This is a genomic window from Microbispora sp. H10670 (assembly GCF_014161385.1).
GTDB lineage: Bacteria > Actinomycetota > Actinomycetes > Streptosporangiales > Streptosporangiaceae > Microbispora > Microbispora triticiradicis.
The window spans coordinates 23,553-48,481 of sequence record NZ_JABBWW010000006.1; the positions used below are offsets into that span (position 1 = coordinate 23,553).

General features: G+C 71.6%; 19 protein-coding genes and 1 pseudogene. 14 read left to right on the plus strand and 6 right to left on the minus strand.

Features of this window, described 5'->3' with window-relative positions; genetic code table 11:
• Positions 1-7: 7 nt before the first annotated feature.
• The 4 genes from menC to HHX33_RS10795 form a co-directional block, all read right to left on the minus strand.
• Positions 8-1,108: an o-succinylbenzoate synthase gene (menC, locus tag HHX33_RS10780; protein ID WP_182874464.1), complete on the minus strand. Its 1,101-nt coding sequence runs from the start codon at positions 1,106-1,108 to the stop codon at positions 8-10.
• 64 nt (positions 1,109-1,172) lie between these two features.
• Positions 1,173-2,591, minus strand: a complete 1,419-nt coding sequence (locus tag HHX33_RS10785; protein WP_182874465.1) for a gluconate:H+ symporter — start codon at positions 2,589-2,591, stop codon at positions 1,173-1,175.
• A 59-nt stretch (positions 2,592-2,650) separates the two neighbouring features.
• Complete coding sequence (locus HHX33_RS10790; RefSeq protein ID WP_111699341.1) at positions 2,651-3,295, minus strand: MBL fold metallo-hydrolase; 645 nt, start codon at positions 3,293-3,295, stop codon at positions 2,651-2,653.
• A 12-nt stretch (positions 3,296-3,307) separates the two neighbouring features.
• Complete coding sequence (locus HHX33_RS10795) at positions 3,308-4,132, minus strand: maleylpyruvate isomerase family mycothiol-dependent enzyme (RefSeq protein ID WP_182874466.1); 825 nt, start codon at positions 4,130-4,132, stop codon at positions 3,308-3,310.
• Positions 4,133-4,400: 268 nt separating this feature from the next.
• Here HHX33_RS10795 and uvrA point away from each other — a divergent pair, with 268 nt between their 5' ends.
• The 12 genes and pseudogenes from uvrA (at position 4,401) to HHX33_RS10855 (ending at position 18,620) form a co-directional block, all read left to right on the plus strand.
• The gene (gene uvrA / locus HHX33_RS10800) at positions 4,401-7,241 is read left to right on the plus strand and encodes an excinuclease ABC subunit UvrA (RefSeq protein ID WP_182874467.1); all 2,841 of its coding nucleotides are present in this window, start codon (positions 4,401-4,403) and stop codon (positions 7,239-7,241) included.
• A 178-nt stretch (positions 7,242-7,419) separates the two neighbouring features.
• Entirely contained in the window at positions 7,420-7,845 is a 426-nt protein-coding gene (locus HHX33_RS10805) for a Rieske (2Fe-2S) protein (RefSeq protein ID WP_182874468.1), read from the plus strand.
• 151 nt (positions 7,846-7,996) lie between these two features.
• Positions 7,997-10,114: pseudogene (gene uvrC / locus HHX33_RS10810) on the plus strand (excinuclease ABC subunit UvrC); the annotation flags it as partial.
• A 267-nt stretch (positions 10,115-10,381) separates the two neighbouring features.
• Entirely contained in the window at positions 10,382-11,251 is an 870-nt protein-coding gene (gene rapZ / locus HHX33_RS10815; RefSeq protein ID WP_111699337.1) for an RNase adapter RapZ, read from the plus strand.
• A 237-nt stretch (positions 11,252-11,488) separates the two neighbouring features.
• On the plus strand, positions 11,489-12,523 hold the full coding sequence (gene yvcK, locus HHX33_RS10820) for a gluconeogenesis factor YvcK family protein (RefSeq protein WP_111699336.1): 1,035 nt from the start codon (positions 11,489-11,491) through the stop codon (positions 12,521-12,523).
• A gap of 63 nt (positions 12,524-12,586) precedes the next feature.
• Positions 12,587-13,567: a DNA-binding protein WhiA gene (whiA, locus tag HHX33_RS10825; protein ID WP_111699335.1), complete on the plus strand. Its 981-nt coding sequence runs from the start codon at positions 12,587-12,589 to the stop codon at positions 13,565-13,567.
• A 206-nt stretch (positions 13,568-13,773) separates the two neighbouring features.
• Positions 13,774-14,778 carry a type I glyceraldehyde-3-phosphate dehydrogenase gene (gap, locus tag HHX33_RS10830; protein WP_138461199.1) on the plus strand — a complete coding sequence of 335 codons (1,005 nt, stop codon included), beginning with the start codon at positions 13,774-13,776 and terminating at the stop codon, positions 14,776-14,778.
• The gene (locus tag HHX33_RS10835) at positions 14,778-15,965 is read left to right on the plus strand and encodes a phosphoglycerate kinase (RefSeq protein ID WP_182874469.1); all 1,188 of its coding nucleotides are present in this window, start codon (positions 14,778-14,780) and stop codon (positions 15,963-15,965) included. The genes gap and HHX33_RS10835 overlap by 1 nt, the downstream gene beginning before the upstream one ends.
• Positions 15,966-16,745: a triose-phosphate isomerase gene (gene tpiA, locus HHX33_RS10840; protein ID WP_111699332.1), complete on the plus strand. Its 780-nt coding sequence runs from the start codon at positions 15,966-15,968 to the stop codon at positions 16,743-16,745.
• Positions 16,746-16,892: 147 nt separating this feature from the next.
• Positions 16,893-17,123 (plus strand): preprotein translocase subunit SecG, encoded by a 231-nt coding sequence (gene secG, locus HHX33_RS10845; RefSeq protein WP_182874470.1) that lies wholly within the window; start codon positions 16,893-16,895, stop codon positions 17,121-17,123.
• 74 nt (positions 17,124-17,197) lie between these two features.
• Positions 17,198-17,545, plus strand: a complete 348-nt coding sequence (locus tag HHX33_RS10850; RefSeq protein ID WP_111699330.1) for an RNA polymerase-binding protein RbpA — start codon at positions 17,198-17,200, stop codon at positions 17,543-17,545.
• A 304-nt stretch (positions 17,546-17,849) separates the two neighbouring features.
• Positions 17,850-18,620 carry an SDR family NAD(P)-dependent oxidoreductase gene (locus tag HHX33_RS10855; protein ID WP_182874471.1) on the plus strand — a complete coding sequence of 257 codons (771 nt, stop codon included), beginning with the start codon at positions 17,850-17,852 and terminating at the stop codon, positions 18,618-18,620.
• Positions 18,621-18,627: 7 nt separating this feature from the next.
• Here HHX33_RS10855 and HHX33_RS10860 read toward each other — a convergent pair whose 3' ends face one another.
• Together HHX33_RS10860 and HHX33_RS10865 are read right to left on the minus strand one after the other, a co-directional pair.
• Positions 18,628-20,232, minus strand: a complete 1,605-nt coding sequence (locus HHX33_RS10860; RefSeq protein WP_182874472.1) for an amidohydrolase — start codon at positions 20,230-20,232, stop codon at positions 18,628-18,630.
• A 49-nt stretch (positions 20,233-20,281) separates the two neighbouring features.
• Positions 20,282-21,679, minus strand: coding sequence for an NAD(P)/FAD-dependent oxidoreductase (locus HHX33_RS10865; protein ID WP_182874473.1), 1,398 nt, complete (start codon positions 21,677-21,679; stop codon positions 20,282-20,284).
• Between the two features lie 195 nt (positions 21,680-21,874).
• Here HHX33_RS10865 and HHX33_RS10870 point away from each other — a divergent pair, with 195 nt between their 5' ends.
• Positions 21,875-22,939, plus strand: a complete 1,065-nt coding sequence (locus HHX33_RS10870; RefSeq protein ID WP_182874474.1) for a GNAT family N-acetyltransferase — start codon at positions 21,875-21,877, stop codon at positions 22,937-22,939.
• 421 nt (positions 22,940-23,360) lie between these two features.
• Positions 23,361-24,842 (plus strand): SMP-30/gluconolactonase/LRE family protein, encoded by a 1,482-nt coding sequence (locus HHX33_RS10875; RefSeq protein ID WP_220501708.1) that lies wholly within the window; start codon positions 23,361-23,363, stop codon positions 24,840-24,842.
• Positions 24,843-24,929: the final 87 nt, after the last annotated feature.

Sequence of the window (24,929 nt, forward strand, 5' to 3'; positions counted from 1 at the left end):
CCGCCGATCAGAACGGGATCCACTCCGTCGCGGTGGTGACCTCGTTGAGGACGTCCGGGATGGGCTCCACGCCCAGGCCCGCGCCGGCCGGCACGTCGAGGTGCCCGCCGCTCAGCTCGAACGGCGGGGTGACGTCGGTGCCGAAGTAGCGGCGGGACGCGGAGGTGTCCCCGGGCAGGGTGAACCCCGGCAGCGCCGCCAGCGCCACGTTGGCCGCCCGGCCGATCCCGGTCTCCAGCATCCCCCCGCACCAGACCGCGACGCCGTGGGCGCGGCACAGGTCGTGAATCCGCCGCGCCTCCAGGTAGCCGCCCACCCGGCCCGGCTTGATGTTGACCACCGAGCACGCGCCGAGGGTGATCGCCGCCGCCGCGTGGGCCGCCGACTCGATGGACTCGTCCAGGCAGATCGGCGTACGGAGGGTGCGGGCCAGCCGGGCGTGCTGCACGAGGTCGTCGTCGGCGAGCGGCTGCTCGATCAGCAGCAGGTCGAAGGCGTCCAGCCGGGCGAGGTGGCGGGCGTCCGCCAGCGTGTAGGCCGCGTTGGCGTCGACCTGGAGCAGCAGGTCCTCCCCGAAACGCTCCCTGACCGCGCGGACCGGCGTCACGTCCCAGCCCGGCCCGATCTTCAGCTTGACCCGTACGTATCCCTCCTCCACGTACGCCGCGACGGTGTCGAGGAGGTCGGCGACCGACCCGGTGATCCCGACCGAGACTCCGCAGGGGACCCGGTCACGGGTGGCGCCGAGGTAGTGGCCGAAGGACTCGCCGGTGATCCGCAGCGAGGCGTCGAGCACGGCCGCCTCCAGCGCCGCCTTGGCCATGCGGTGCCCCCGGATCGGCGCGAGGGCCGGGCCGACGGCCTGCGGGTCCGCCGTGCGGGGCAGCGCCGGGATCAGGAAGCGCCGCATCACGTCGGCCGCGCCGTCCACGTACTCGGAGGAGTACAGCGGTTCGGACATCGCCACGCACTCGCCCCAGCCCTCGGCGTCCGGGGTCACGACCCGGACCAGCAGGACGTCGCGGGTGGTCTCGGTGCCGAACGAGGTGCGGAACGGCGCGACGAGCGGCATCGCGATCCGGCGCAGCTCGATTCCGGTGATCTGCATGTGGGCCCGGCTCCAGGGGATGGACGGTGTGCGCCGACCACTATACGGACGCGCCGGAGAGGGCTCAGACGACCAGGCCGAGCAGGAGCACGCAGCAGAACGCCACCACGGAGATGATCGTCTCCATGATCGACCAGGTGCGTATCGTCTGGCCGACGGACATGCCCAGGTACTCCTTGACCAGCCAGAAACCGGCGTCGTTGACGTGGGAGAAGAACAGCGACCCCGCGCCGATGGCGAGCACGAGCAGCGCGACGTGCGCGGGGGAGAGCCCGGCGGCGAGCGGGGCGGCGATCCCGGCCGCGGATATGGTCGCGACCGTGGCCGATCCGGTGGCCAGCCGGATGCCGACGGCGATCAGCCAGCCGAGCACCAGCACGGGCACGTTCGCGCCCTGCGCGGCCTCGCCGATGACCTTGCCCACCCCGGAGTCGACCAGGGTCTGCTTGAACCCGCCGCCGGCGCCGACGATGAGCAGGATCCCGGCGATCGGCGGGAGCGAGTCGGCGATCGTCGAGGAGACGCCGCCGCGGCCGAGGCCCGCCGGGCGGCCGAGCGTGAACATCGCCACGATCACCGCGATCAGCAGGGCGATCAGCGGGGTGCCGAGGACCTCCAGCGCGGTGCGCACGGCGTCGCCCTTCGGCAGGACGATCTCCGCGACGGCCCGGCCGAGCATCAGCACGACCGGCAGCAGGATCGTGGCCACCGTGACGCCGAAGGACGGCCTGCCGCGCTCCCCGTCCCCGGGCCCGGGGGTCTGCTCGCGTTCGAGGCGCTCGGGCGGCGCGGGCTCCACCCATCGGGCGGCGAACCGGGCGAACAGCGGACCGGCCACGATCACGGTCGGGATCGCGACCAGCAGCCCCAGCCCGAGCGTGAGCCCGAGGTCGGCCTTGAGTGTGTCGATCGCGACCAGCGGCCCGGGATGCGGAGGCACCAGGCCGTGCAGCACGGACAGCCCGGCCAGTGCGGGAACCGCGATCAGCAGCAGCGGGCGCGAGCTTCGCCGGGCCACCAGCAGGATCACCGGGATCAGCAGGACCAGCCCGATCTCGAAGAACATGGGCAGCCCGATGAGCACCGCGATCAGCGTCATCGCCCAGGGCAGGGCGCGGTCGCCGGTGCGGCGGAGGATCCCGTCGACGATCTCGTCGGCTCCGCCCGAGTCGGCCAGCAGCTTGCCCAGCATGGCTCCGAGCGCGATCAGCACACCGACCCCGGCCACGGTGGAGCCGAGACCCGCGGAGAAGCTGTCGATCAGCTTCTGCGGCGCCATGCCCGCCACCAGCCCCAGCGTCCCGGAACCGATCGCGAGGGCGAGGAACGGATGCGCGCGCAGCTTAGTGATCAGCAGCACGATGACCGCGATGCCGGCCAGGGCGGCGAGGATCAGGCGGGTGTCGTGGCCGGTCCACGCGGCCGCGCCCGGCAGGGTCGCCTCAAGAGGGGTGGACGCGAGGCTGGTTATCGGGGAAGTCATCGGGGGCTCCTCAGACGGTCCGTGCGGTCACCGCTGCCCCGCAGGAGCCCCCCGAATCATCACCAGCCGCGGGCCCGCCACTCGGGCAGGTGCGGCCGCTCGGCGCCGAGCGTGGTGTCGCGGCCGTGACCGGGGTAGACCCACGTCTCGTCCGGCAGGCGGTCGAAGACCCGTTCCACCACGTCCGTGAACAGCTGCTCGAACCGCGCCGGGTCCTTCTGGGTGTTGCCGACGCCGCCCGGGAAGAGGGAGTCGCCGGTGAACAGGTGGCGGTCCTGGTAGAGCAGCGCGATCGAGCCGGGCGTGTGGCCGCGCAGGTGGATGACGTCCAGCGTCACGACCCCGACGGTCACCCGGTCGCCGTGCCCGACCTCCAGGGTCGTCTCCACCGGCAGTTCGGGGGCGTCGAGCGGGTGGGCGACGGTCTGCGCGCCGGTGGCACGGGCGACCTCCTCCAGCGCACCCCAGTGGTCGGGGTGCCGGTGGGTGGTCACGATGGAGCTGATCGGCATGTCGCCGATCAGGCCGAGCAGCCGGTCCGGTTCGGCCGCCGCGTCGATCAGCAGCCCGTCGCCCGTGTCCGTGCAGCGCAGCAGGTACGCGTTGTTGCCGAAGTCGCCGACCTCGATCTTGGAGATGGTCAGTCCGGGGACCTCGCGCACATCGGCGGCCCCGCCCTTGGTGACGTTTCCCGTGTAGCTCATCGTCGCTCCCTTCTATCGGGCCGGCGGCCAGGTGGCCGGCGGCTCGGCGGGCAGTCCCTCCGGGGCGGACTTCGGCCAGGGCGGCGCGGCCGGCGGGCTCCCGTCCGGGACCTGCCCCGGCAGCGCGCCGTCCTCTCCGGGGAGAGTGCCGGCCGGGGCGAGCCGCAGCCGCTCGCCGGTGGTCCTTCCCGCGAGCCAGGCGAGCAGTTCGCGGGGCGATCCCTCCACCGAGGGGCCGTCGCCGAGGTCCGTCCACACACCCGCGATCACGCCGGTCTCCGGTTCCCGCGCGACGACCACGCCCACCGGGCAGGTTCCGCCGAGCCAGCGCAGCGTGTCGTGGAGCTCCCGGCGCACGTACGTCTCGGGCCAGTCGGCCCATCCGTAGCCTGCCCCGAGGTCGGCGTGGTGCACCTCGATCTCCCTGAGCCGGCGGACGGGGACGTACCACGCGGGATGCTCGGGCGGCGTCATGGCGGAGACCGGCGCGGCCCAGGCGGCGGCGGGCATGCCCTTGACCGCCGCGGCGAACCGCTCGGCGCTGTCCCGCAGATCGGCGACCTGCTCCCCGGCCGGGCGCGCGGCGCCCGCCTCGATGCCGGCGTCGCGCGCCGCCGCGGAGGGGTACTGCGGCGTGCGGACCCCCGTACGCGCCCAGGTGAGCAGATTGACGCAGCTGTCGGCGTTGCGGGCGACGTGGGTGAGCACGTGCCCCCGGGTCCAGCCGGGCAGCAGCGACGGCGCGCGGAGATCCTCGTCGGTGAGGCGGGCGGCGGTCGCCAGCAGGCGCTCCGTCGCGTCGGCCAGCTCTCGCTCGATTTCATCGATGACGGACATGGAGGAAATCATGCCCCCGGCGCCTCCTGCCGTTCCGCACGGCCCGCCCGGGAAGAGCGGGGCGTCTCCGGCGGTTGTATGAACAGGGGTTTCGCGCGGAACGCGGGCGGGGGTTTGACGAAGCTCATACCCTGGTGACGGAGCGTGTCCCTGGACAGCACCCGGGACCGCCCCCTCCGGCCGCCGGACGACGTCCCCTGGAATTGTCGGTGGCTCTGGATAGCCTGCCCGTGCACCTCCATCAACTCATCGACTTATCGGGACCACCGTGGCTGACCGCCTGATCGTGCGTGGCGCACGCGAACACAACCTGAAGGACGTCTCGCTCGACCTCCCGCGAGACGCTCTGATCGTATTCACCGGGCTCTCGGGCTCCGGCAAGTCCAGCCTGGCCTTCGACACGATCTTCGCCGAGGGGCAGCGGCGGTACGTGGAGTCCCTGTCCGCCTACGCGCGGCAGTTCCTGGGCCAGATGGACAAGCCCGACGTGGACTTCATCGAGGGCCTGTCGCCGGCCGTCTCCATCGACCAGAAGTCGACCAGCCGCAACCCCCGCTCCACCGTCGGCACGATCACCGAGGTCTACGACTACCTGCGGCTGCTGTGGGCCCGCATCGGCAAGCCGCACTGTCCCCAGTGCGCCCGCCCGATCGCCCGCCAGACCCCCCAGCAGATCGTCGACCGCGTGCTCGAACTGGAGGAGGGCACCCGGTTTCAGGTGCTCGCCCCGATCGTGCGCGGGCGCAAGGGGGAGTACGCCGAGCTGTTCCGCGAGCTGCAGACCAAGGGATACGCGCGGGCCCGCGTCGACGGCACGATCGTGCGGCTGGAGGAGCCGCCGACGCTCAAGAAGTACGAGAAGCACGACATCGAGGTCATCGTCGACCGGCTCTCGGTCAAGGAGGGCGCGCGGCGCCGGCTGACCGACTCCGTCGAGACCGCGCTGCAGCTGTCCGGCGGCACGATCACCCTCGACTTCGTCGACCTCCCGGACGACGACCCCAACCGCGAGCGCTTCTACTCCGAGCACCTCTACTGCCCCTACGACGACCTGTCGTTCGAGGAGCTGGAGCCGCGGTCGTTCTCGTTCAACTCGCCGTTCGGCGCCTGCCCCGAGTGCACCGGCCTCGGCACCCGCATGGAGGTCGACCCCGACCTCCTCGTGCCCGACCCCGAGCGCACGCTCGGCGACGGCGCGATCAGCCCGTGGGCGAACGGCCACACCAGCGACTACTTCGTCCGCCTGATCGAGGCGCTCGGCAACGCGCTGGGCTTCGACCTCGACACCCCGTGGGAGCGGCTGACGAAGAAGGCGCGCAAGGCGATCCTGCACGGTCACGACGAGCAGGTGCACATCCGCTACAGCAACCGGTACGGCAGGCAGCGCTCCTACTACACCGACTTCGAGGGCGTCATCCCCTGGGTGCAGCGCCGGCACGCCGAGTCGGAGAGCGACGCCAGCCGGGAGCGGTTCGAGGGCTTCATGCGCGAGGTGCCGTGCCCGGCCTGCCAGGGCCGCCGCCTGAAGCCGGTCTCGCTCGCCGTGACCGTCGGGGACACCTCCATCGCCGAGCTCTCGGCGATGTCGATCGCCGAGTGCGCGCGGTTCCTGACCGGCCTGCGCCTCTCCGAGCGTGACATGCACATCGCCGAGCGGGTGGTCAAGGAGATCAACGCGCGGCTGGGCTTCCTGCTCGACGTCGGCCTCGACTACCTGACGCTCGACCGCGCCGCCGGCACGCTGGCGGGCGGCGAGGCGCAGCGGATCCGGCTGGCCACCCAGATCGGGTCGGGCCTGGTCGGCGTGCTGTACGTGCTGGACGAGCCGTCCATCGGCCTGCACCAGCGCGACAACCAGCGCCTGCTGGAGACGCTGATCCGGCTGCGTGACATGGGCAACACGCTGATCGTGGTCGAGCACGACGAGGACACCATCGCCGCCGCCGACTGGGTGGTCGACATCGGCCCCGGCGCGGGCGAGCACGGCGGCCAGGTCGTCGTGTCCGGCACGGTGCCGGAACTGCTCGCCAGCGAGGAGTCGCTGACCGGGGCGTACCTGTCGGGCCGCAAGGCGATCACCATGCCGGAGATCCGGCGCCCGCGCGACCGCAAGCGGCAGCTCGTCGTGAAGGGCGCCCGCGAGCACAACCTGAAGGGCGTCGACGTCGAGTTCCCGCTGGGCGTGTTCACCGCGGTCACCGGCGTCTCGGGCTCGGGCAAGTCGACGCTGGTCAACGACATCCTGTACGCCGCGCTGGCCAAGGAGCTGAACGGCGCGAAGACCGTGCCAGGACGGCACTCCCGGGTGGCCGGCACCGACCTGGTCGACAAGGTCGTCCACGTCGACCAGTCGCCGATCGGCCGGACGCCGAGGTCCAACCCCGCGACGTACACCGGCGTCTTCGACCACGTGCGCAAGCTGTTCGCGGCCACGGCCGAGGCGAAGGTCCGCGGTTACCTGCAGGGCCGGTTCAGCTTCAACGTCAAGGGCGGGCGCTGCGAGGCGTGCTCCGGCGACGGCACCATCAAGATCGAGATGAACTTCCTGCCGGACGTCTACGTCCCCTGTGAGGTCTGCCACGGCGCCCGGTACAACCGGGAGACCCTGGAGGTCCACTACAAGGGCAAGACGATCTCCGAGGTCCTCGACATGCCGATCGAGGAGGCGCTGGAGTTCTTCGAGGCGATCCCCGCCATCCGCCGCCACCTGCAGACGCTGAACGACGTCGGGCTCGGGTACGTACGGCTGGGCCAGCCGGCCACGACGCTGTCCGGCGGTGAGGCGCAGCGGGTCAAGCTCGCCTCCGAACTGCAGCGGCGCTCGACCGGCCGCACCGTGTACGTGCTGGACGAGCCCACCACCGGTCTCCACTTCGAGGACATCCGGCGGCTGCTCGGGGTGCTCAACCGGCTCGTGGACGCGGGCAACACGGTCATCGTCATCGAACACAACCTCGACGTCATCAAGACCGCCGACTGGATCGTCGACATGGGCCCCGAGGGCGGCTCCGGGGGCGGCACCGTCGTCGCCACCGGCACCCCCGAGGAGGTCGCGAAGGTCGAGGAGAGCCACACCGGCGCGTTCCTCAGGAAAATCCTGGGTGTATGAGAGTTCGTCTCATGATTCCTCCCTACTCTTTCCGCTCGGACGACGTCCCCCTGGAACGACCCGCTGAACCGGCCACGGGGTGAGGGCCGTACCTGGACACACAGGGGTGACGCGTCACGCAAGGGGAGAACCCGGGACGGACATCCGTCCCGGGCCGCGGTACGAGGGAAGGAAAAGCATGACGGATTCGACACGCCGGGCCGTGATCTTCAGTGCCGGAGGGGCCGGGCTGGCGGCGGTCCTGAGCGCGTGCTCGGGCGGCGACAGCACGGCCACGTCCGAGGCGGCTCCGGCGGACGGCCAGGCCGCGGCGGGCGGCGGGGAGATCGCGAAGACCTCCGACATCCCGGTCGGGGGCGGCAAGGTCTTCAAGGACCAGGACGTCGTCGTCACCCAGCCGGAGGCCGGCACGTTCAAGGCGTTCAGCGCGACCTGCACCCACAAGAGCTGCCCGGTCGGGAGCGTCGCGAACAACGAGATCGTCTGCCCGTGTCACGGCAGCAGGTTCAGCGCCAAGGACGGGTCCGTGACCAACCCGCCGGCGAACAAGCCCCTCGCCGAGAAGAAGATCACGGTGAGCGGCGACAGCATCACCCTCGCCTGAGCCGCGTGCGGGCCGGTGGCGGCCGTCGCGCGGGATCGCGACGGCCGCCGCGGCTCATGGCACCCCTGGGTGAACGCACCCCGCGAGGATGTTGATCTACAACGTAAAGGCAGCCTGCCGGAACGCCGCAGGGATCGCCGGGGCGGCGGGAATGTCGGTCGGGGCCAGTAGTCTTTGGAATGTGGCGGACCCGGCAACCTACCGACCGGCGCCCGGATCGATCCCCGAATCGCCAGGCGTCTATCGCTTCCGTGACCCGGACGGCCGGGTCGTCTACGTGGGCAAGGCGAAGAGCCTTCGACAGCGGCTCAACTCCTACTTCGCGGACTTCGCCGGCCTGCACCCCCGGACGCAGACCATGCTCACGACCGCGGCCTCGGTGGACTGGACCGTGGTCGGCAACGAGGTCGAGGCGCTCCAGCTCGAATACTCCTGGATCAAGGAGTTCGACCCGCGGTTCAACGTCAAGTACCGCGACGACAAGTCGTACCCCTTCCTGGCCGTGACGATGGGGGAGGACTTCCCCCGGGTGCAGGTGCTGCGGGGGGCGAAGAGGAAGGGCACCCGCTACTTCGGCCCCTACTCGCACGCGTGGGCCATCCGGGAGACCGTCGACCTGCTGCTGCGGGTCTTCCCCGTACGCACCTGCTCGGCGGGCGTGTTCAAACGGGCCGGGCAGATCGGGCGGCCGTGCCTGCTCGGATACATCGACAAGTGCTCCGCGCCGTGCGTCGGCCGGGTCACCCCCGAGGAACACCGCGCGCTCGCCGAGGACTTCTGCGACTTCATGGCCGGCAACACCGGGCGGTTCATCAAGCGGCTTGAGCGTGAGATGCGCGACGCCGCCGCCGTGGAGGAGTACGAGCGGGCCGCCCGGCTGCGCGACGACGTCCAGGCGTTGCAGCGGGCACTGGAGAAACAGACGGTGGTGCTCGGCGACGGCACCGACTGCGACGTGATCGCCCTCGCGGAGGACCCGCTCGAGGCGGCGGTCCAGGTCTTCTACGTGCGCGGCGGGCGCATCCGCGGCCAGCGCGGCTGGGTGGTCGACAAGGTCGAGGAGACCACCCCCGGCGAACTGGTCGAGCAGTTCCTGCTGCAGATGTACGGCGAGGCGACGATCCCCCGCGAGATCCTCGTGCCGGCCCGGCCGCCGGACGAGGCCGCGCTGGCCGAACTGCTGAGCGAGCAGCGGGGCTCCCGGGTGGACCTGCGCGTCCCCCAGCGGGGCGACAAGAAGAGCCTCATGGAGACCGTGGAGCGCAACGCGAAGGAGTCGCTGGCCCAGCACAAGCTGCGCCGGGCGAGCGACCTGACCACGCGCAGCCGGGCCCTCCAGGAGATCGCCGACGCCCTCGACCTCGACCAGGTGCCGCTGCGGATCGAGTGCTACGACGTGTCGCACATCCAGGGTGAGAACGTGGTCGCCTCGATGGTGGTCTTCGAGGACGGCCTCGTCCGCAAGAGCGAGTACCGCCGCTTCTCGATCAGGAGCGGCGAGGGCGACGTGGCCTCGATCTACGAGGTCATCTGCCGCAGGTTCAAGCGCTACCTGGAAGAGCGGGTGGCGACCGGGGAACTGGACACCGAGCCGGCTCCGGGGCCGACCCCAGGGCTGGGCGCGGCGCCGGCCGAGGACGCGACGGCGGGGCCGGGCGCGGAGGCGGACGGGGTAGAGGCGGACGGGGTGGAGGCGGCCGGGGTGGAAGCGGACGCCGACGCCGGCTTCGACGACGGCGCGCGCGAACCGGTCGTCGGGACGCCGATCGACCCGGAGACCGGCCGTCCCCGCAAGTTCGCCTATCCCCCCAACCTCGTCGTGGTGGACGGCGGCCCGGCGCAGGCCGCGGCCGCCCGGCGGGCGCTGGACGAACTCGGCGTCGACGACGTCGCGGTCTGCGGCCTGGCCAAGCGGCTGGAGGAGGTCTGGCTGCCCGGCGACGACCAGCCGGTGATCCTGCCGCGCAGCAGCGAGGGACTGTACCTGTTGCAGCGCGTCCGCGACGAGGCGCACCGGTTCGCCATCACCTACCATCGATCGAAGAGGTCGAAATCGCTCCGGGAGAGCGCGCTCGACCAGGTGCCGGGCCTGGGCCCGGCGCGACGGCAGGCACTGCTGCGTCACTTCGGCTCGGTGAAGCGGCTGCGAGAGGCCGGCGCGGAGGAGATCCAGGAGGTCCCCGGCATCGGCCCGGCGACCGCCGAGGCCATCGTCGCGGCGCTCCGCGGGCAGAGCCCCTCGCCCGCCGGACAGGGCCCCTCGCCCGCCGGACCGGGATCGTGAGCGGGCCGGGGACCGTCAGCGGGCGGAGGACCGCGACGGAGACCCGGCTGCTGGGAGCGCGACCGATCACAGAGTCGATTACGGGGCCGATTACAGGGCCGGATGCGGGGCCCGACAGGGGGTCGACCATGGGCCGGCGGTGCGGCACGGGCGGGCGGCGCCGGGGTGAGTCGCGGGTGCGTCGCGGGGCGCCGTGGTCCGGCCGGTTGATAGGTTGGGCTGGACATCGGGCGGCAGGGCGGTGAGCGGGCGATGAGCACGACTGAGCCGGCATTCGTGGTGATCACGGGAATGTCGGGGGCGGGGCGCAGCACCGCTGCGAAGGCCCTGGAAGACCTCGGCTGGTTCGTCATCGACAACCTGCCGCCGGGTCTGCTGTCCTCGCTCGCCGAGGAGGCGGGCCGGGTGAACATGGCCACCGACCGGGTCGCGGCCGTGGTCGACGTGCGCAGCCTCGCCTTCACCACCGACCTCAACGCCGCGATCAAGGAGCTCGACGGGCGCGGCGTCGGCGTCCGGGTGGTGTTCCTCGAAGCAAGCGACGAGGAGCTGGTCCGCAGGTTCGAGAACGTGCGGCGTCCGCACCCCCTGCAGGGCGACGGGCGGCTCGTCGACGGCATCGACCGCGAGCGCGGCATCCTCCGCGAGATCCGCGCCAACGCCGACCTGGTCATCGACACGTCCCTGCTGAACGTCCACGAGCTGCGCAAGAAGATCGTCTCGTTCTTCGGCGGTGAGGACCGCCCCGGGCTCAAGGTGAACGTGGTGTCCTTCGGCTACAAGTACGGCCTGCCGGTCGACGCCGACCTCGTGGTGGACTGCCGGTTCCTGCCCAACCCCCACTGGGTGCCGGAGCTCCGGCCGATGAACGGCCTCGACGCGCCCGTGCGCGACTACGTGCTCGGCCAGCCCGGCGCCAAGGAGTTCCTCGACGGCTACGAGGAGGTCTTCGGCGTGGTGGCCGCCGGATACACGCGCGAGGGCAAGAGCTACGCCACGCTCGCCGTCGGCTGCACCGGCGGCAAGCACCGCAGCGTGGCGATGTCCGAGCAGCTCGGCGCCCGGCTCCGGGAGCGCGGCATGGACGTCCAGGTCAGCCACCGGGACGTGGGCCGAGAGTGACCCCTCCCGGTCGCCGGCGTGCCGGGGACGTGCCCGAGACGGGCATCGCGAAGGCCGGGTGACAGCGGCCGGCCCGCTCCGGCGGCACCGGGACGATCGGGCGGGCGGGCGGCGCCGCGGAGGGCGTACGGTGGCGGGATGCGGCCCGAGCCGGATTCGGTTCGGCGCAGAGCGTGACCGATCAGCACGAACGCCGCGGCTCCGCGAGGCGGTGCCCGCGACGAGGTGAGGAGGACGATGAAGGACCCCGTCCCGGAACCGGCCGATCCCTCCGACCCCGATCACCCCCGTGATTCCCCCGCGTACGGCAGCACTCCCCGGAGCGGCGCGGCACCCGCGAGCAACGGACCCAAGGTCGTCGCGCTCGGCGGCGGCCACGGTCTGTACGCCTCCCTGTCGGCTCTCAGGACCGTCACCGACGATCTGTCGGCCGTGGTGACCGTCGCCGACGACGGCGGCTCCAGCGGCCGTCTCAGGCGCGAGCTCGGCGTCCTGCCCCCCGGCGACCTGCGGATGGCGCTCGCGGCCCTGTGCGGCGACGACGAGTGGGGCAGGACCTGGAGCGAGGTCGTCCAGCACCGTTTCCGCAGCGAGGGAGACCTGCACGGGCACGCCGTCGGCAACCTGCTCATCGTCGCCCTGTGGGAACTCCTTGAGGACCCCGTGGTCGGCCTGGAATGGGTGGGCCGGCTCCTCGGCGCCCACGGCCGGGTGCTGCCGATGGCGTCGGTGCCGCTCGACATCCAGGCGGAGGTGGAGCTGGACGGCGCCGTCACGACGGTGCGCGGGCAGGTCGCCTGCGCGCTGACGCCCGGCCGGGTGCGCTCCATCTCGCTGCTGCCGCCCGACCCGCCCGCCTGCCCCCAGGCGATCGAGGCCATCGAGGCCGCCGACTGGGTGGTCTTCGGGCCGGGTTCGTGGTTCACCAGCGTGCTGCCGCACCTCAAGGTGCCCGAGCTGGCCCGGGCGCTGCACGAGAGCAGCGCGCGGCGGCTGTTGATCCTCAACCTGGTGCCACAGGCCGGCGAGACCGACGGTTTCTCCCCGGAACGGCACCTGGAGGTGCTCAGGGAGCACGCCCCCGCCCTGCTCCTCGACGCGGTGGTGGCGGACGGTGCGGTGGTGAGCGACGCGAGGGCGCTGGAGAAGGCCGCGGGGGCGATGGGCGCCCGGGTGGTTCTGGCCGATGTGGCAGCGTCTGACGGATCTGCCCGGCACGACGGACCACGACTTGCCGCTGTCCTGGCCGAGATTTTCCGCGCGAAGCGGTGATTGCCTGCTCCCAAGGTGCGAGAGACTGACGGGCAGAGTCTGTTTGGGGGAGGACACGCGCAGATGGCCATGACGGGCGTGGTGAAAGACGAGCTGAGCCGCCTTCCGGTGCTCAAGCCCTGCTGCCGCAAGGCGGAGGTGTCGACGCTGCTGCGGTTCGCCAGCGGGCTGCACCTCGTGGGCGGGCGGATCGTGATCGAGGCCGAGCTCGACACCAACGCCACCGCCCGCCGGCTCATCAAGGACATCGGGGAGGTCTTCGGCCACAAGGCCGAGGTCCTCGTGCTGGCCCCCGCAGGGCTGCGCAAGGGCTCACGCTACGTCGTACGGGTCTACAAGGACGGCGAGGCGCTCGCCCGGCAGACCGGTCTCATCGACAACCACGGCCGGCCGGTGCGCGGCCTGCCCCGGCAGGTCGTGTCCGGCGCCACCTGCGACGCCGAGGCGGCCTGGCGGGGAGCCTTCCTCGCCCACGGCTCGCTGACCGAGCCGGGCCGGTCGATGTCGCTGGAGGTGACCTGCCCCGGGCCGGAGGCGGCGCTGGCCCTGGTCGGCTCCGCCCGGCGTCTGAAGATCCACGCCAAGGCCCGTGAGGTGCGCGGGGTCGACCGGGTGGTCGTGCGCGACGGCGACGCGATCAGCGCGCTGCTGACCCGGCTCGGCGCGCACGACAGCGTGCTGGCCTGGGAGGAGCGGCGGATGCGCCGGGAGGTGCGGGCCACCGCCAACCGCCTGGCCAACTTCGACGACGCCAACCTCCGCAGGTCCGCCCGGGCCGCCGTGGCGGCGGGGGCGAGGGTCCAGCGCGCGCTGGAGATCCTCGGCGAGGACGCCCCCGAGCACCTGGTGATCGCGGGCCGGCTCCGGGTGGAGCACAAGCAGGCGTCCCTGGAGGAGCTGGGCCAGATCGCCGACCCGCCGCTGACCAAGGACGCCATCGCGGGGCGCATCCGGCGGCTGCTCGCCATGGCCGACAAGCGCGCCCAGGACCTCGGCATCGCCAACACCGAGGCCAATCTCACCGCGGACATGCTCGCGCACTGACCCGCTCCCGGTCGCTTCACCGGGAGCGTTCCCCGGGCCGCCGCCTGCGGGAACGGAGCCGCTCACCGGCTGACAAGGGGGGGACACGCCGCCAAAACGCGGCCCCGTGGTCTACACCAATTTGGGTCCGATAAGGTCTGTCATTGAGGTTTAACACAGTCCTCGCGCCGGTACACCGGCGCACGACGTACGAGGAGATCGGATCCGTGAGCATCCGCGTAGGCGTCAACGGCTTCGGCCGTATCGGCCGCAACTTCTGGCGCGCTGTGGCGGCCAGCGGCAAGGACATCGAGGTCGTCGCCGTCAACGACCTCACCGACAACGCCACGCTGGCCCACCTGCTGAAGTACGACAGCATCCTGGGCCGCCTGCCGTACGAGGTCAAGTCCTCGGCTGACGAGATCACCGTCGACGGCAAGGCGATCAAGGCCTTCGCCGAGCGTGACCCCGCCAAGCTGCCCTGGGGCGACCTGGGCGTCGACGTCGTCGTCGAGTCGACCGGCCTGTTCACCGACGCCGCCAAGGCCAAGGTGCACGCCGACAACGGCGCGAAGAAGGTCATCATCTCCGCTCCGGCGAAGAACGAAGACGTGACGATCGTCATGGGCGTGAACCACGAGAAGTACGACGCGGCCGCGCACACGATCATCTCGAACGCCTCCTGCACCACCAACTGCCTGGCCCCGATGGCCAAGGTCATCAACGACACCTTCGGTATCGAGAAGGGTCTGATGACCACCGTCCACGCCTACACGCAGGACCAGAACCTGCAGGACGGCCCGCACAAGGACCTGCGCCGCGCCCGCGCCGCCGCGCTGAACATCGTCCCGACCTCCACCGGCGCCGCCAAGGCCATCGGCCTGGTCCTGCCCGAGCTCAAGGGCAAGCTCGACGGCTACGCGCTGCGTGTGCCGATCCCGACGGGCTCGGCCACCGACCTGACCGTCGAGGTCGGCCGCGAGACCTCCGTCGAAGAGGTCAACGCCGCGCTGAAGGCCGCCGCCGAGGGCCCGCTCAAGGGCTACCTCAGCTACACCGAGGACGAGATCGTCTCCAGCGACATCGTCACCGACCCGTCGTCCTGCATCTTCGACGCCGGCCTCACCAAGGTCATCGGCAACCAGGTCAAGGTCGTCGGCTGGTACGACAACGAGTGGGGTTACTCCAACCGCCTCGCCGACCTCATCGAGTACGTGGGCGCCTCCCTCTGATGATCGGAATCGACGAGCTCGACGTGAAGGGCCGGCGCGTGTTCGTGCGCGCCGACCTCAACGTCCCCCTCGACGGGGAGACGATCACCGACGACGGCCGCATCCGCGCGTCGGTGCCCACGATCAGGAAGCTGCTGGAGCGCGGCGCGAAGGTCGTCGTCGCGGCGCACCTCGGCCGGCCCAAGGGCTCCGTCACGCCGAAGTACTCGCTCGCCCCGGTCTCCCGGCGGCTGGCCGAGCTGCTCGGCGAGGACGTGGCGTTCGCCGCCGACACGGTCGGCGAGTCGGCCCAGAGCGTGGTCGCCGGCCTCCAGGACGGGCAGGTCGCCCTGCTGGAGAACCTGCGCTTCGAGCCGGGCGAGGAGTCCAAGGACGACGCGGTCAGGGGTGAGTTCGCGGAGCGGCTGGCCGCCCTCGCCGACGTCTACGTCGGCGACGGCTTCGGCGCCGTGCACCGCAAGCACGCCAGCGTCTACGACCTGCCCAAGCGGCTGCCGCACGCGGCGGGCGACCTGGTCCTCGCCGAGGTCGACGTGCTGCGCAGGCTCACCGAGGACCCGGCCAGGCCGTACGTCGTCGTCCTGGGCGGCGCGAAGGTCTCCGACAAGCTCGGCGTGATCGCCAACCTGCTGGCCAAGGTGGACCGCCTGCTCATCGGCGGCGGCATGGCCTACACCTTCCTCAAGGCCCAGGGCCACGAGGTGGGCAAGTCTCTGCTGCAGGAAGACCAGATCGACCAGGTGAAGGGCTTCCTCGACGAGGCGGCCTCCCGCGGGGTCGAGCTGGTGCTGCCGGTCGACGTGCTGGCCGCGACCGAGTTCGGGGCCGACGCCCCGCACGACGTCGTGGAGGCCACGGCGATCCCGGCCGACCGCGAGGGCCTCGACATCGGCCCGCGCACCCGTGAGCTGTTCGCCGCCAAGCTGGCCGACGCGCGGACCGTGTTCTGGAACGGCCCGATGGGCGTGTTCGAGTTCGACGCGTTCTCCGGCGGCACCCGCGCGGTGGCCGAGGCGCTCGTGGCGTCGGAGGCGTTCACCGTGGTCGGCGGCGGCGACTCGGCCGCGGCCGTACGCAGGCTCGGGCTGCCCGAGGACGGCTTCTCGCACATTTCCACCGGTGGCGGCGCCAGCCTCGAGTACCTCGAGGGCAAGACGCTGCCCGGACTCGCGGCGCTGGAGGAGTAGATGGCGCGCAAGCCGCTTTTCGCCGGCAACTGGAAGATGAACCTCAACCACCTCGAGGCCATCAACCTGGTGCAGAAGCTGGCGTTCTCGCTGAACGACCGCGACCACGACAGGGCGGAGGTGGCGGTCATCCCGCCGTTCACCGACCTGCGCAGCGTGCAGACGCTGGTGGACGCCGACAAGCTGCGCATCGCCTACGGCGCGCAGGACCTGTCCGCGCAGGACTCCGGGGCGTACACCGGGGAGATCTCCGGGGCGATGCTGGGCAAGCTCGGCTGCGCCTACGTCCTCGTGGGCCACTCGGAGCGGCGGCAGTACCACGGCGAGGACGACGCGCTGTGCAACGCCAAGGTCAAGGCCGCCTACCGGCACTCGCTGACGCCCATCCTGTGCGTGGGCGAGGGGCTGCCGGTGCGCCAGGAGGGCCGCCAGGTCGAGCACACGCTGGCGCAGCTCGACGGCGCGCTCGACGGCGTGCCCGCCGACCAGGTGAAGTCGATCGTGGTCGCGTACGAGCCGGTCTGGGCGATCGGCACCGGCGAGGTCGCCACCCCGAAGGACGCGCAGGAGGTGTGCGGCGCCATCAGGACGCGACTCGCCGAGCTGTACGGTGACGATGTGGCCGCCGCTGTCCGTATCCTTTACGGTGGCTCGGTGAAGTCGGACAACGTCGCCGGGATCATGGCGGAAGCCGACATCGACGGCGCCCTCGTCGGAGGGGCCAGCCTCGATGCGGGGGAGTACGTCAAGATCTGCCGTTTCGGCGAAGTCTCCGGCTAGCTGTGCCGTTCGGGGGGTGCGACTTGACAACAAGTCGTACCCTCGAAGGACACAAATGAATCGTCACGCTGATGGCGTCGTGCATCCGCACGTTGATGACGCCGTGCACTCGCGTCGTGCACGCCCGGATATAGGAACAGGTCTACGGTGATAATCGGAATCTCCATCGCCCTCATCCTGGCGAGCTCCTTGATGGTGCTGCTCGTGCTGCTTCACAAGGGCAAGGGCGGCGGCCTGTCCGACCTGTTCGGCGGCGGCTTCTCGTCGTCCTTCGGCGGATCGTCGGTGGTCGAGCGCAACCTCGACCGCCTGACCATCATCACGGGCACCGTCTGGTTCGTCTGCATCATCGCGCTGGGCCTGCTGCTCAAGCCGTAGCGACGGTCTCCGGCCACGCGTGACAGAGATTCACCTCCCCCCGTCCGCGGGGCGATCGAGCAAGGAGTTCATCGGTGGGTAGTGGCAACGCGATCCGTGGCAGCCGAGTCGGCGCCGGCCCCATGGGAGAGGCCGAACGCGGCGAGGCCGCCCCCCGTGTGCGGGTCCCGTTCTGGTGCGCCAACATGCACGAGACGCGCCCGAGCTTCGCCAGCGACGCGGCCGTCCCCGAGTTCTGGGACTGCCCGCGGTGCGGGCTGCCGGCCGGGCAGGACCAGTCGAACCCTCCGGCTCCGCCGCGCAACGAGCCCTACAAGACGCACCTCGCGTACGTGAAGGAGCGCCGCAGCGACAAGGACGGCGCGCAGATCCTCGCCGAGGCGCTGGAGCGGCTGCGCTCCTCCTCCCGTCCGATCTACTGACCGCCGAGTTCGCCCGGACGGCGTCGCCGGGGATCACCGATCCGCCAGCGACGGAGAAGTAGCCGGGTGTCCGGGGCCGCGAGAGCGGTCCCGGCGACCTGAGCAGGCCCGGAGCCTTCCACGGCTCCGGGCTTTCGCGTTCCCGCCAGGATCTTTCCGGCGAGACAGGAACCGCTTCCCGGGGGTCGGCCCAAGAAGACCACCGCGTGGATATCCGATGCCCCCGGCTCCGCACAGAATGTGGGGGATACCCGAGACGGCGCGCAGCCGTGAAACATGCCACCGGCCCGCTCCGGAGGAGATCATGGACATTCGCGGGAAGACGGTCCTCGTCGCCGGCGGCACCTCCGGGCTCGGTGAGGGAGTCGCACGACATTTCTCCGCCCGGGGCGCGAACGTCGTCATCGTCGGCCGGCGCGGCGCGCTCGCCGCCCGGATCGCCGACGATCTCGGTGTGAACGCCCTCGGGATCGGCGCCGACATCGGCGACGCCGAGGCGGTCGCCGCCGTCGTGGCCGCCACCCTGGACAGGTTCGGAACGATCGACGTCAACGTCAACACCGCCGGCATCCTCGCCCCCGTCGTCCTCGTCACCGAGGCCGGGCGGCCCAGCGACACGACCGTGCTGACGCGGCTCGTGAGCACCAATCTCATCGGCACCTTCAACGTCATGAGCCATGCGGCGGCCGTGATGCTGGGCAACGCCCCCGATGAGGACGGCGAGCGGGGCGTCATCATCAACACCTCCTCCGTCGCCGCCCGTGAGGCCACCACCGGACTGATCGGGTACGCCGCGACGAAGGCCGCCATCGAGGGCATGACCCTGCCCGCCGCCCGCGAGTTCGCCGGGCGCGGAATACGCGTCAACACCATCGTCCCCGGGGGCTTCGACACCCCCATGGTCGACGACTATGTCGACGAGGACACGAAGGCGGAGGGGGTCAGACAGTTCCTCAACCCTCGCCGGCTCGGAACCCCGGACGAATTCGCGGCGTTCGCCGCCCACATCGTCGAGAACAGGTATTTCAACGCCGCCAGTCCCAGGCTCGACGCGGGTTATCGCATGCCACCGTGACCATACTTCAGCCGTGCACCTGTTCGCCGTCGAGGAAGGTCATGATGACCTTGGTCGTCCAGATGTCCTTCCGGTCGAGGGCGAAGGGGTCGCGGTCGAGGACGACGAGGTCGGCCGGGCGGCCCGCCTCGATCACACCGGCGGGGGAGCGGTTGATCCAGGCCGATCCCTCGGTGTAGGCGGTCATGACCGTCCTCAGGTCGAGGCTCTGCTCCGGCAGGAACGGCGTCTGCGCGGTGGGGTACGTCGCGTGGACCGAGCTGCCGGGTTCGGTCCGGTTGACCGCCACGTGCATCGCCGCCAGCGGGTCGGCCGAGGAGACGGGCCAGTCGGAGCCCCCGGCGAGGCGGGTGCCGTGCCGTACCAGGTCGGCGAAGGGGTACTGCCAGGACGCCCGCTCCTCGCCCAGGTAGGGGATGCACAGCTCGTCCATCTGCAGGTGGTGGGTCGCCCAGAGCGGCTGGAGGTTGGCCGTCACACCAAGTTCGGCGAAGCGCGGCACGTCCTGCGGCGTGATGATCTGCACGTGCGCGATGTGGTGGCGGTTGCCGGGGTCGGTCCCGGTCAGCGCGTCGAGCGCCTCGCGTACGGCCCGCTCGCCGATGGCGTGGAAGTGCACCTGGAAGCCCTGGGCGTCCAGTTCCTTGACGTACCCGCCGAGCAGGGCGGGGTCGACGTACGAAAGGCCGGTTCCGCCGCAGCGGCAGTAGGGCTCGATGACGGCGGCGGTGAAGTTCTCCGGGATGCCGTCCTGCATGATCTTCACGGAGGTCGCCCGGAACCGGTCCAGGCCCTCGGCCATGGCCCGCCGCTCGACCAGGCCGGGAATCTGCTCGGCCCCGCGGGCGCGGTCCCACCACAGGGCGCCGACCACCCGCGCCCTGAGCCGCCCGGAGGAGGCCGCGGACAGGTAGGCGGGCAACTGGTCGTCCGACCCCGCGTACGAGCCGACGATGGCGTCCTGCCAGCCGGTGATGCCGAGGGAGAACAGGTGGGCCTGCGCGTCCATCAGGGCGGCGTCGACGTCGGCCGGGGTCGGGCGGGGGGTGAGCAGGCCGACGAGGTCCATCGCGCCCTCGTGCAGCACGCCGCTCGGCGTCCCGTCGGGGTCGCGCTCGATGCGGCCGTCGGCGGGGTCGGGGGTGTCGCCGGTGATCCCGGCGAGCTCCAGGGCCCGCGTGTTGACCCACGCCGCGTGGTGGTCGCGCTGGACGAAGTACGCCGGCCGGTCGAGGAAGTCGAGCTGGGACCGGTGGGGGAGACCACCGGGGAAGGCGGCCATGTCCCAGCCGCCGCCGTCGATCCACTCCTTCTCCGGATTTTTCGCGGCATAGGCGGCTATCTCGGCTTTGTAGGCGTCGAGGCCGTACACCTCGGACAGGTCGCACTTGGCCCGCTCCAGCCCGGCCTGCACCGGGTGGATGTGGGCGTCGGTGAACCCCGGCGTCAGCAGTCCGCCGCCGAGGTCGACCGGCTCGGCGTCCGGAGCCAGCCGTACGAGGTCGGCCTCGGCGCCGACGGCGGCGATGACTCCGTCGCGGACGAGGACCGCCTCGGCGAAGCCGTCCGGGGTGAAGGCGCGGCCGCCGCGGAAGAGGAGGGTGGAACTCACGGGTGTCGTGTCCTTCTTTCTGGTGAACAGACGTACGGGCGGAACGTGGTCAGTGGCCGGTGATCCTGTCGGCGATCCGGGCCAGCACGGACGTCCTGGTCATGCCCCCGCTCTCGCGGGCGTCGGCGAGCCGGTAGAGACGGTACATCGAGTGGACGCCGAGCCAGCGCAGCGGCTCGGGCTCCCAGGCGCGCACCCGCCGGTCCACCCACGGCATCCGGGTCAGGCCGGTGTCGCGGCGCAGCACGAGGTCGCGCAGCGTGCGCCCGGCGAGGTTGGTGGTGGTCACGCCGTGGCCCGTGTAGCCGCCGGCCCAGCCGAGGCCGGTCGCCGGGTCCAGGTGGACGGCCGAGCACCAGTCGCGCGGCACGCCGAGCACGCCCGACCAGGCGTGCGCCACCCGCGAGCGGGCGACGGCGGGGAAGAACGCGACCAGCAGGTCCCACAGGGCGTCCACGGTCCAGGCGTGGGTGTGCCCGCGCTCGTCGATCCGCGATCCGTAGAGGTACGGCCTGCCCCGCCCGCCGAAGGCGATCCGGTCGTCGGCCGTCCGCTGGGCGTACATGTAGTAGTGGGCCATGTCGCCGAGCAGTTCGCGGCCCCGCCAGCCGATCTCGTCCCAGACCTCCGCCGGCAGCGGCTCGGTGACGATCAGGGAGCTGTTCATCGGCAGCCAGTCGCGGTGGTGGCCGTCGATGCCGGCGGTGAACCCCTCGGTGCAGCGCAGCACGTGGTCCGCCCACACGGTGCCGTACGGGGTGACCGCCCGGCCCGGCGCGATGGCGGTCACCGGGGTTCCCTCGTAGACGTCCACGCCGAGGTTCCGTACGGCCGCGGCCAGCCCGCGGGCGAGCTTGGCGGGCTGGATCCGGGCGCAGTGGGGGGTCCAGGTCGCGGCGAGCGCGTCCGCGACCCTGAGCCGGTCGTCCATCTCGTCGCCGGACAGCAGCCGGACGTCCTCGGGGCCCCAGCCCCACTCGCGCTGACCGGCCAGTTCCTCGCGCAGCCGCAGCGCCTGCGCCGGGCCGCGCGCGACGGTGAGCAGGCCGCCCTTGACGATGTCGGCGTCGATGCCCTCCTCGCCGGCGACCCGGATCACCTCGTCGATCGCCTCGAACATCGCGCGTTGCAGCCGCCGGGCGCCGTCCGCGCCGTGGGTCTTCGCGTAACGCTCGGGAGAGCCGGCCAGCGCGCCGGTCAGCCAGCCCCCGTTGCGCCCCGAGGCTCCGAAACCGGCGAACTCCTTCTCCAGCACGACGACCCGCAGCGAGGGGTCGGCCTTCTTCAGGTAGTAGGCGGTCCACAGGCCGGTGTAGCCCGCGCCGACCACGGCCACGTCGGCCCGCGTGTTGCCGTCCAGGCGCTCGCCGGGCGCCGGGACCCCGGACGACCGGTACCAGAACGACACCTCACCGTTGACGAACTCAGGAGACAGGGGAGCGCTCATGCAGGACATCCTGCTATATCCGTTCTCTTGTCGCCATTCGACAACGGATGTCGTGGCAGATCCGGAGGAGTGGTGCGGATAACCATGGTCGTAACGTGCCATACCAAAAGGAAACGATCGGCTCACCGCCGTGTAGCAAGCGTGTAACAGCTCTCCGGCAGGCTGAGGGTCAGCGCAACGGAGGGAGCGGCACCGATGGGGTTCTTCCGGATCCGTACGACCGTGGACGAGCGGCCAGGACGGCTGGCGTCGCTGACGGCGGCCCTGGCCGACAGAGGCGGCAACATACTCGGTCTCTCGGTGCAGCCCGACACGGACGGCACGGTCGACGAGTTCGTCACGGAGATCCCGGCGTCCCCCGAGGCCGTACGCGAGGCGCTGGAGGCGGCCGGAGGGCGGCGCGTGCGGATCGTGCCCGCCACCGCGCACGAACTGACCGACGAGCCGACCCGTACGCTGCTGCTCGCCGCCCGGCTGCGGTCGGCGCCCTGGCGCCTGCCGGAGATCCTGGGCGAGCTGCTGCGCGCCGACGACGCCCGCTGGGTGTACGGCGCGGCCGCGGCGCGTCCCGGCGACCGGAACGAGGGGGAGACGCCGGAGCTTCCCGACCCCACGCTGCTGGTGGTGCCCGTGGCGCCGCGCCGGTCGATCCGGTTGCGCCGCGCCGGGCTCCCGTTCACCCTGACGGAGGCGGCCCGCGCCGCCGCGATGGTGAGGCTGGCGCAGCCGCCGGCCGAGCCGTCCGCGGCCGAGGGGCCGGTGCGGCTCGCCGACGGCGCGGAGGTGCAGGTCAAGCCGTTGACCCCGTTGTACCGCGAGGCGCTACGCGACCTGCACGAACGCTGCTCGCCCGAGACGCGCAGGTTCCGCTACTTCACCTCCAACCCCAACCTGCCGCCGCGCATGCTCGACCGGCTGTGCGACCGCGCCCGCGGGCAGTCGCTCGTCGCCGGTCACGACGGTCAGGTGGTGGCCCTCGCCAGCCTGCTGTTCACCGCGGACCCGGGCATCGCGGAGATCGCGCTGCTGGTGGAGGACCGCTGGCAGGGGAGGGGCCTCGGCGGCACGCTCGCCCGCATGCTCCTCACCCAGGCGCGGGACCTCGGCTTCGCCGAGGTGCGGGTCACCCTGCTCTTCGACAACATGCGCCTGCGCAGACTGCTGAGCTCCCTCGGCGCGTCGCTCACCCACACCGAGGACCCCGGTGTGATGGAGGGGCGGATCGCCGTGGGCGTGATGGCGGCGGCATCCCCGAGCTGACGTCCTCACGGGTGGTCCTCCTGGTCCGGTGTTGCTCAGGGCACCGGACCAGGACGGTCGCCGCCGCCGGCCGTGTGGCGGATCAGCCGCTTCCGGGCACCTCGCCGGACCGCTCGGGTCACACTGGCGCCCGTCCCGGCGCGCCCGGCGCGGGCTGAACGTTTCAGCGCCGTGGCCTGGGCGCCCTCCGGCCGCCGATCGGCTCGCCCGGTGCGAAGGCGGCCGCGTTCGCGCAGGCTGAGGGGGCCGCCGGTGCCGCGCGTGACCGGCCGCCGCGACAAAGACAACCACACCTCGTCTCACAGGGCGAACGCCCCACCGGGCGGCCGATCGCGACCGCCTGCTCAGTCGCTTAATTTCGGGACGGCACTCTGACACGCGGGCGGCAGCCGCCCGTCGCCGTTCCCGAAAGGACTTCCCTATGAGACGAAGTCTCGCCACCGTCGCGGCCACCGGGCTGGCCGCCGCGCTTGTCGCCGGTGGAGTCGCGACGGTGACGACGCCGGCCGCGGCCGCCGCCGGATGCAAGGTGACCTACAAGATCGTCAGCCAGTGGGGCGGGGGCTTCCAGGGCGACGTGGCCATCACCAACCTCGGTGACCCGGTCAGCAGCTGGAAGCTGGAGTTCGACTTCCCCGACTCCGGCCAGAAGATCACGTCCGGCTGGAACGCCACCTGGACGCAGTCCGGCACGCGCGTGGCCGCCACCAGCCTGTCGTACAACGGTTCCATCGCCACGAACGGCACGGCCAGCGGGATGGGGTTCACCGCGAGCATCACCGGCGGCAACCCGATACCCAACACCTTCTGGCTCAACGGCGTCATGTGCAGCGGGCCCGTGACCCTCAGCCCGACCCCCACGCCGACGGTCACGCCCACGGTCACGCCCACCGTCACGCCCTCGGCCACCCCCACGCCTTCGCCGACCCCGACCCCGACGCCTTCGCCGAGCGTCACCCCCACGGGCACGCCGCGCCCCGGCGTCGGACCGTGCACGCCGGGCGCGACCTACCCCAACCCGCTGCCGTCGTCGTCGGTGACCGCCACCAAGATCCGGGACGGGTTCAACTTCCTGGAAGGCCCGGTCTGGGACTCCGCCACCCAGACCCTGCTGCTGTCGCTCATGCGTGACGGCACCGGGTCGGAGAACGTCCAGCCCTCGGACGTGCTGCGGTTCACCGAGCCGAACACCTTCCAGACCTTCATTCCCAACTCCGGCAGCAACGGCCTCGCCCTCACCCGGGACGGCGGCACCCTGCTGGCCGCGACCCACGACCAGCGCAGCGTCTCCTCCTTCCACCTGCCCGACCGGAGTCGGGGGGTGGTCGCCAACTCCTACCAGGGCCGGGCCTTCAACTCGCCCAACGACCTCACCGTCGGCCCGGACGGCACCGTCTACTTCACCGACCCCGACTTCCAGCGCGCCAACCGGGCCGACCAGATGTCCGGCCGCACCGGCGTGTTCCGGGTGAAGAACAACGTCGTCTCGCTGATCGACGACACCATCCGGGAGCCGAACGGCGTCGCGCTCTCCCCTGACGGCAAGACGCTCTACGTCGGCGGCAACGGCACGGGCCGGATCTACAAGTGGCCCGTCAACTCCGACGGCAGCGTCGGCACCCGCTCCGACTTCGCGTCCCTGAACGGTTCGGACGGCGTGACCATCGACTGCGCCGGCAACCTGTACCAGGCCTCCTTCAACGACGGCAAGGTCCACGTGTACGCGCCGTCCGGTGTGCAGCTCGGCACCATCTCCGCCGGGCAGAACACCACCAACGTCGCCTTCGGCGGCCCCGACGGCCAGACGCTGTACATCACCTCGGGCACGCCCTCCCGCGGCGGGAACACCGGCAACTTCGGCCTCTACCGCGTCCGGCTGAACGTCCCCGGCTGGCCGTACTGACAGTCCCGGTGTGAGGCGTCCGGCCCCGGCCGGCGCCTCACACCGGAGGCGACACCTTTGAACGCCGGGGGGAACTGAGGTACACGT

Bases quoted from the DNA above. Each gene is read 5' to 3' on its own strand.
- HHX33_RS10870 (WP_182874474.1), top strand. From the start codon at position 21,875: ATGGGGTTCTTCCGGATCCGTACGACCGTGGACGAGCGGCCAGGACGG.
- HHX33_RS10835 (WP_182874469.1), top strand. From the start codon at position 14,778: ATGATCGGAATCGACGAGCTCGACGTGAAGGGCCGGCGCGTGTTCGTG.
- HHX33_RS10795 (WP_182874466.1), bottom strand. From the start codon at position 4,132: ATGTCCGTCATCGATGAAATCGAGCGAGAGCTGGCCGACGCGACGGAG.
- HHX33_RS10805 (WP_182874468.1), top strand. From the start codon at position 7,420: ATGACGGATTCGACACGCCGGGCCGTGATCTTCAGTGCCGGAGGGGCC.
- yvcK (WP_111699336.1), top strand. From the start codon at position 11,489: ATGAAGGACCCCGTCCCGGAACCGGCCGATCCCTCCGACCCCGATCAC.
- HHX33_RS10855 (WP_182874471.1), top strand. From the start codon at position 17,850: ATGGACATTCGCGGGAAGACGGTCCTCGTCGCCGGCGGCACCTCCGGG.
- rapZ (WP_111699337.1), top strand. From the start codon at position 10,382: ATGAGCACGACTGAGCCGGCATTCGTGGTGATCACGGGAATGTCGGGG.
- HHX33_RS10785 (WP_182874465.1), bottom strand. From the start codon at position 2,591: ATGACTTCCCCGATAACCAGCCTCGCGTCCACCCCTCTTGAGGCGACC.
- whiA (WP_111699335.1), top strand. From the start codon at position 12,587: ATGGCCATGACGGGCGTGGTGAAAGACGAGCTGAGCCGCCTTCCGGTG.
- HHX33_RS10865 (WP_182874473.1), bottom strand. From the start codon at position 21,679: ATGAGCGCTCCCCTGTCTCCTGAGTTCGTCAACGGTGAGGTGTCGTTC.
- menC (WP_182874464.1), bottom strand. From the start codon at position 1,108: ATGCAGATCACCGGAATCGAGCTGCGCCGGATCGCGATGCCGCTCGTC.
- HHX33_RS10790 (WP_111699341.1), bottom strand. From the start codon at position 3,295: ATGAGCTACACGGGAAACGTCACCAAGGGCGGGGCCGCCGATGTGCGC.
- tpiA (WP_111699332.1), top strand. From the start codon at position 15,966: ATGGCGCGCAAGCCGCTTTTCGCCGGCAACTGGAAGATGAACCTCAAC.
- HHX33_RS10875 (WP_220501708.1), top strand. From the start codon at position 23,361: ATGAGACGAAGTCTCGCCACCGTCGCGGCCACCGGGCTGGCCGCCGCG.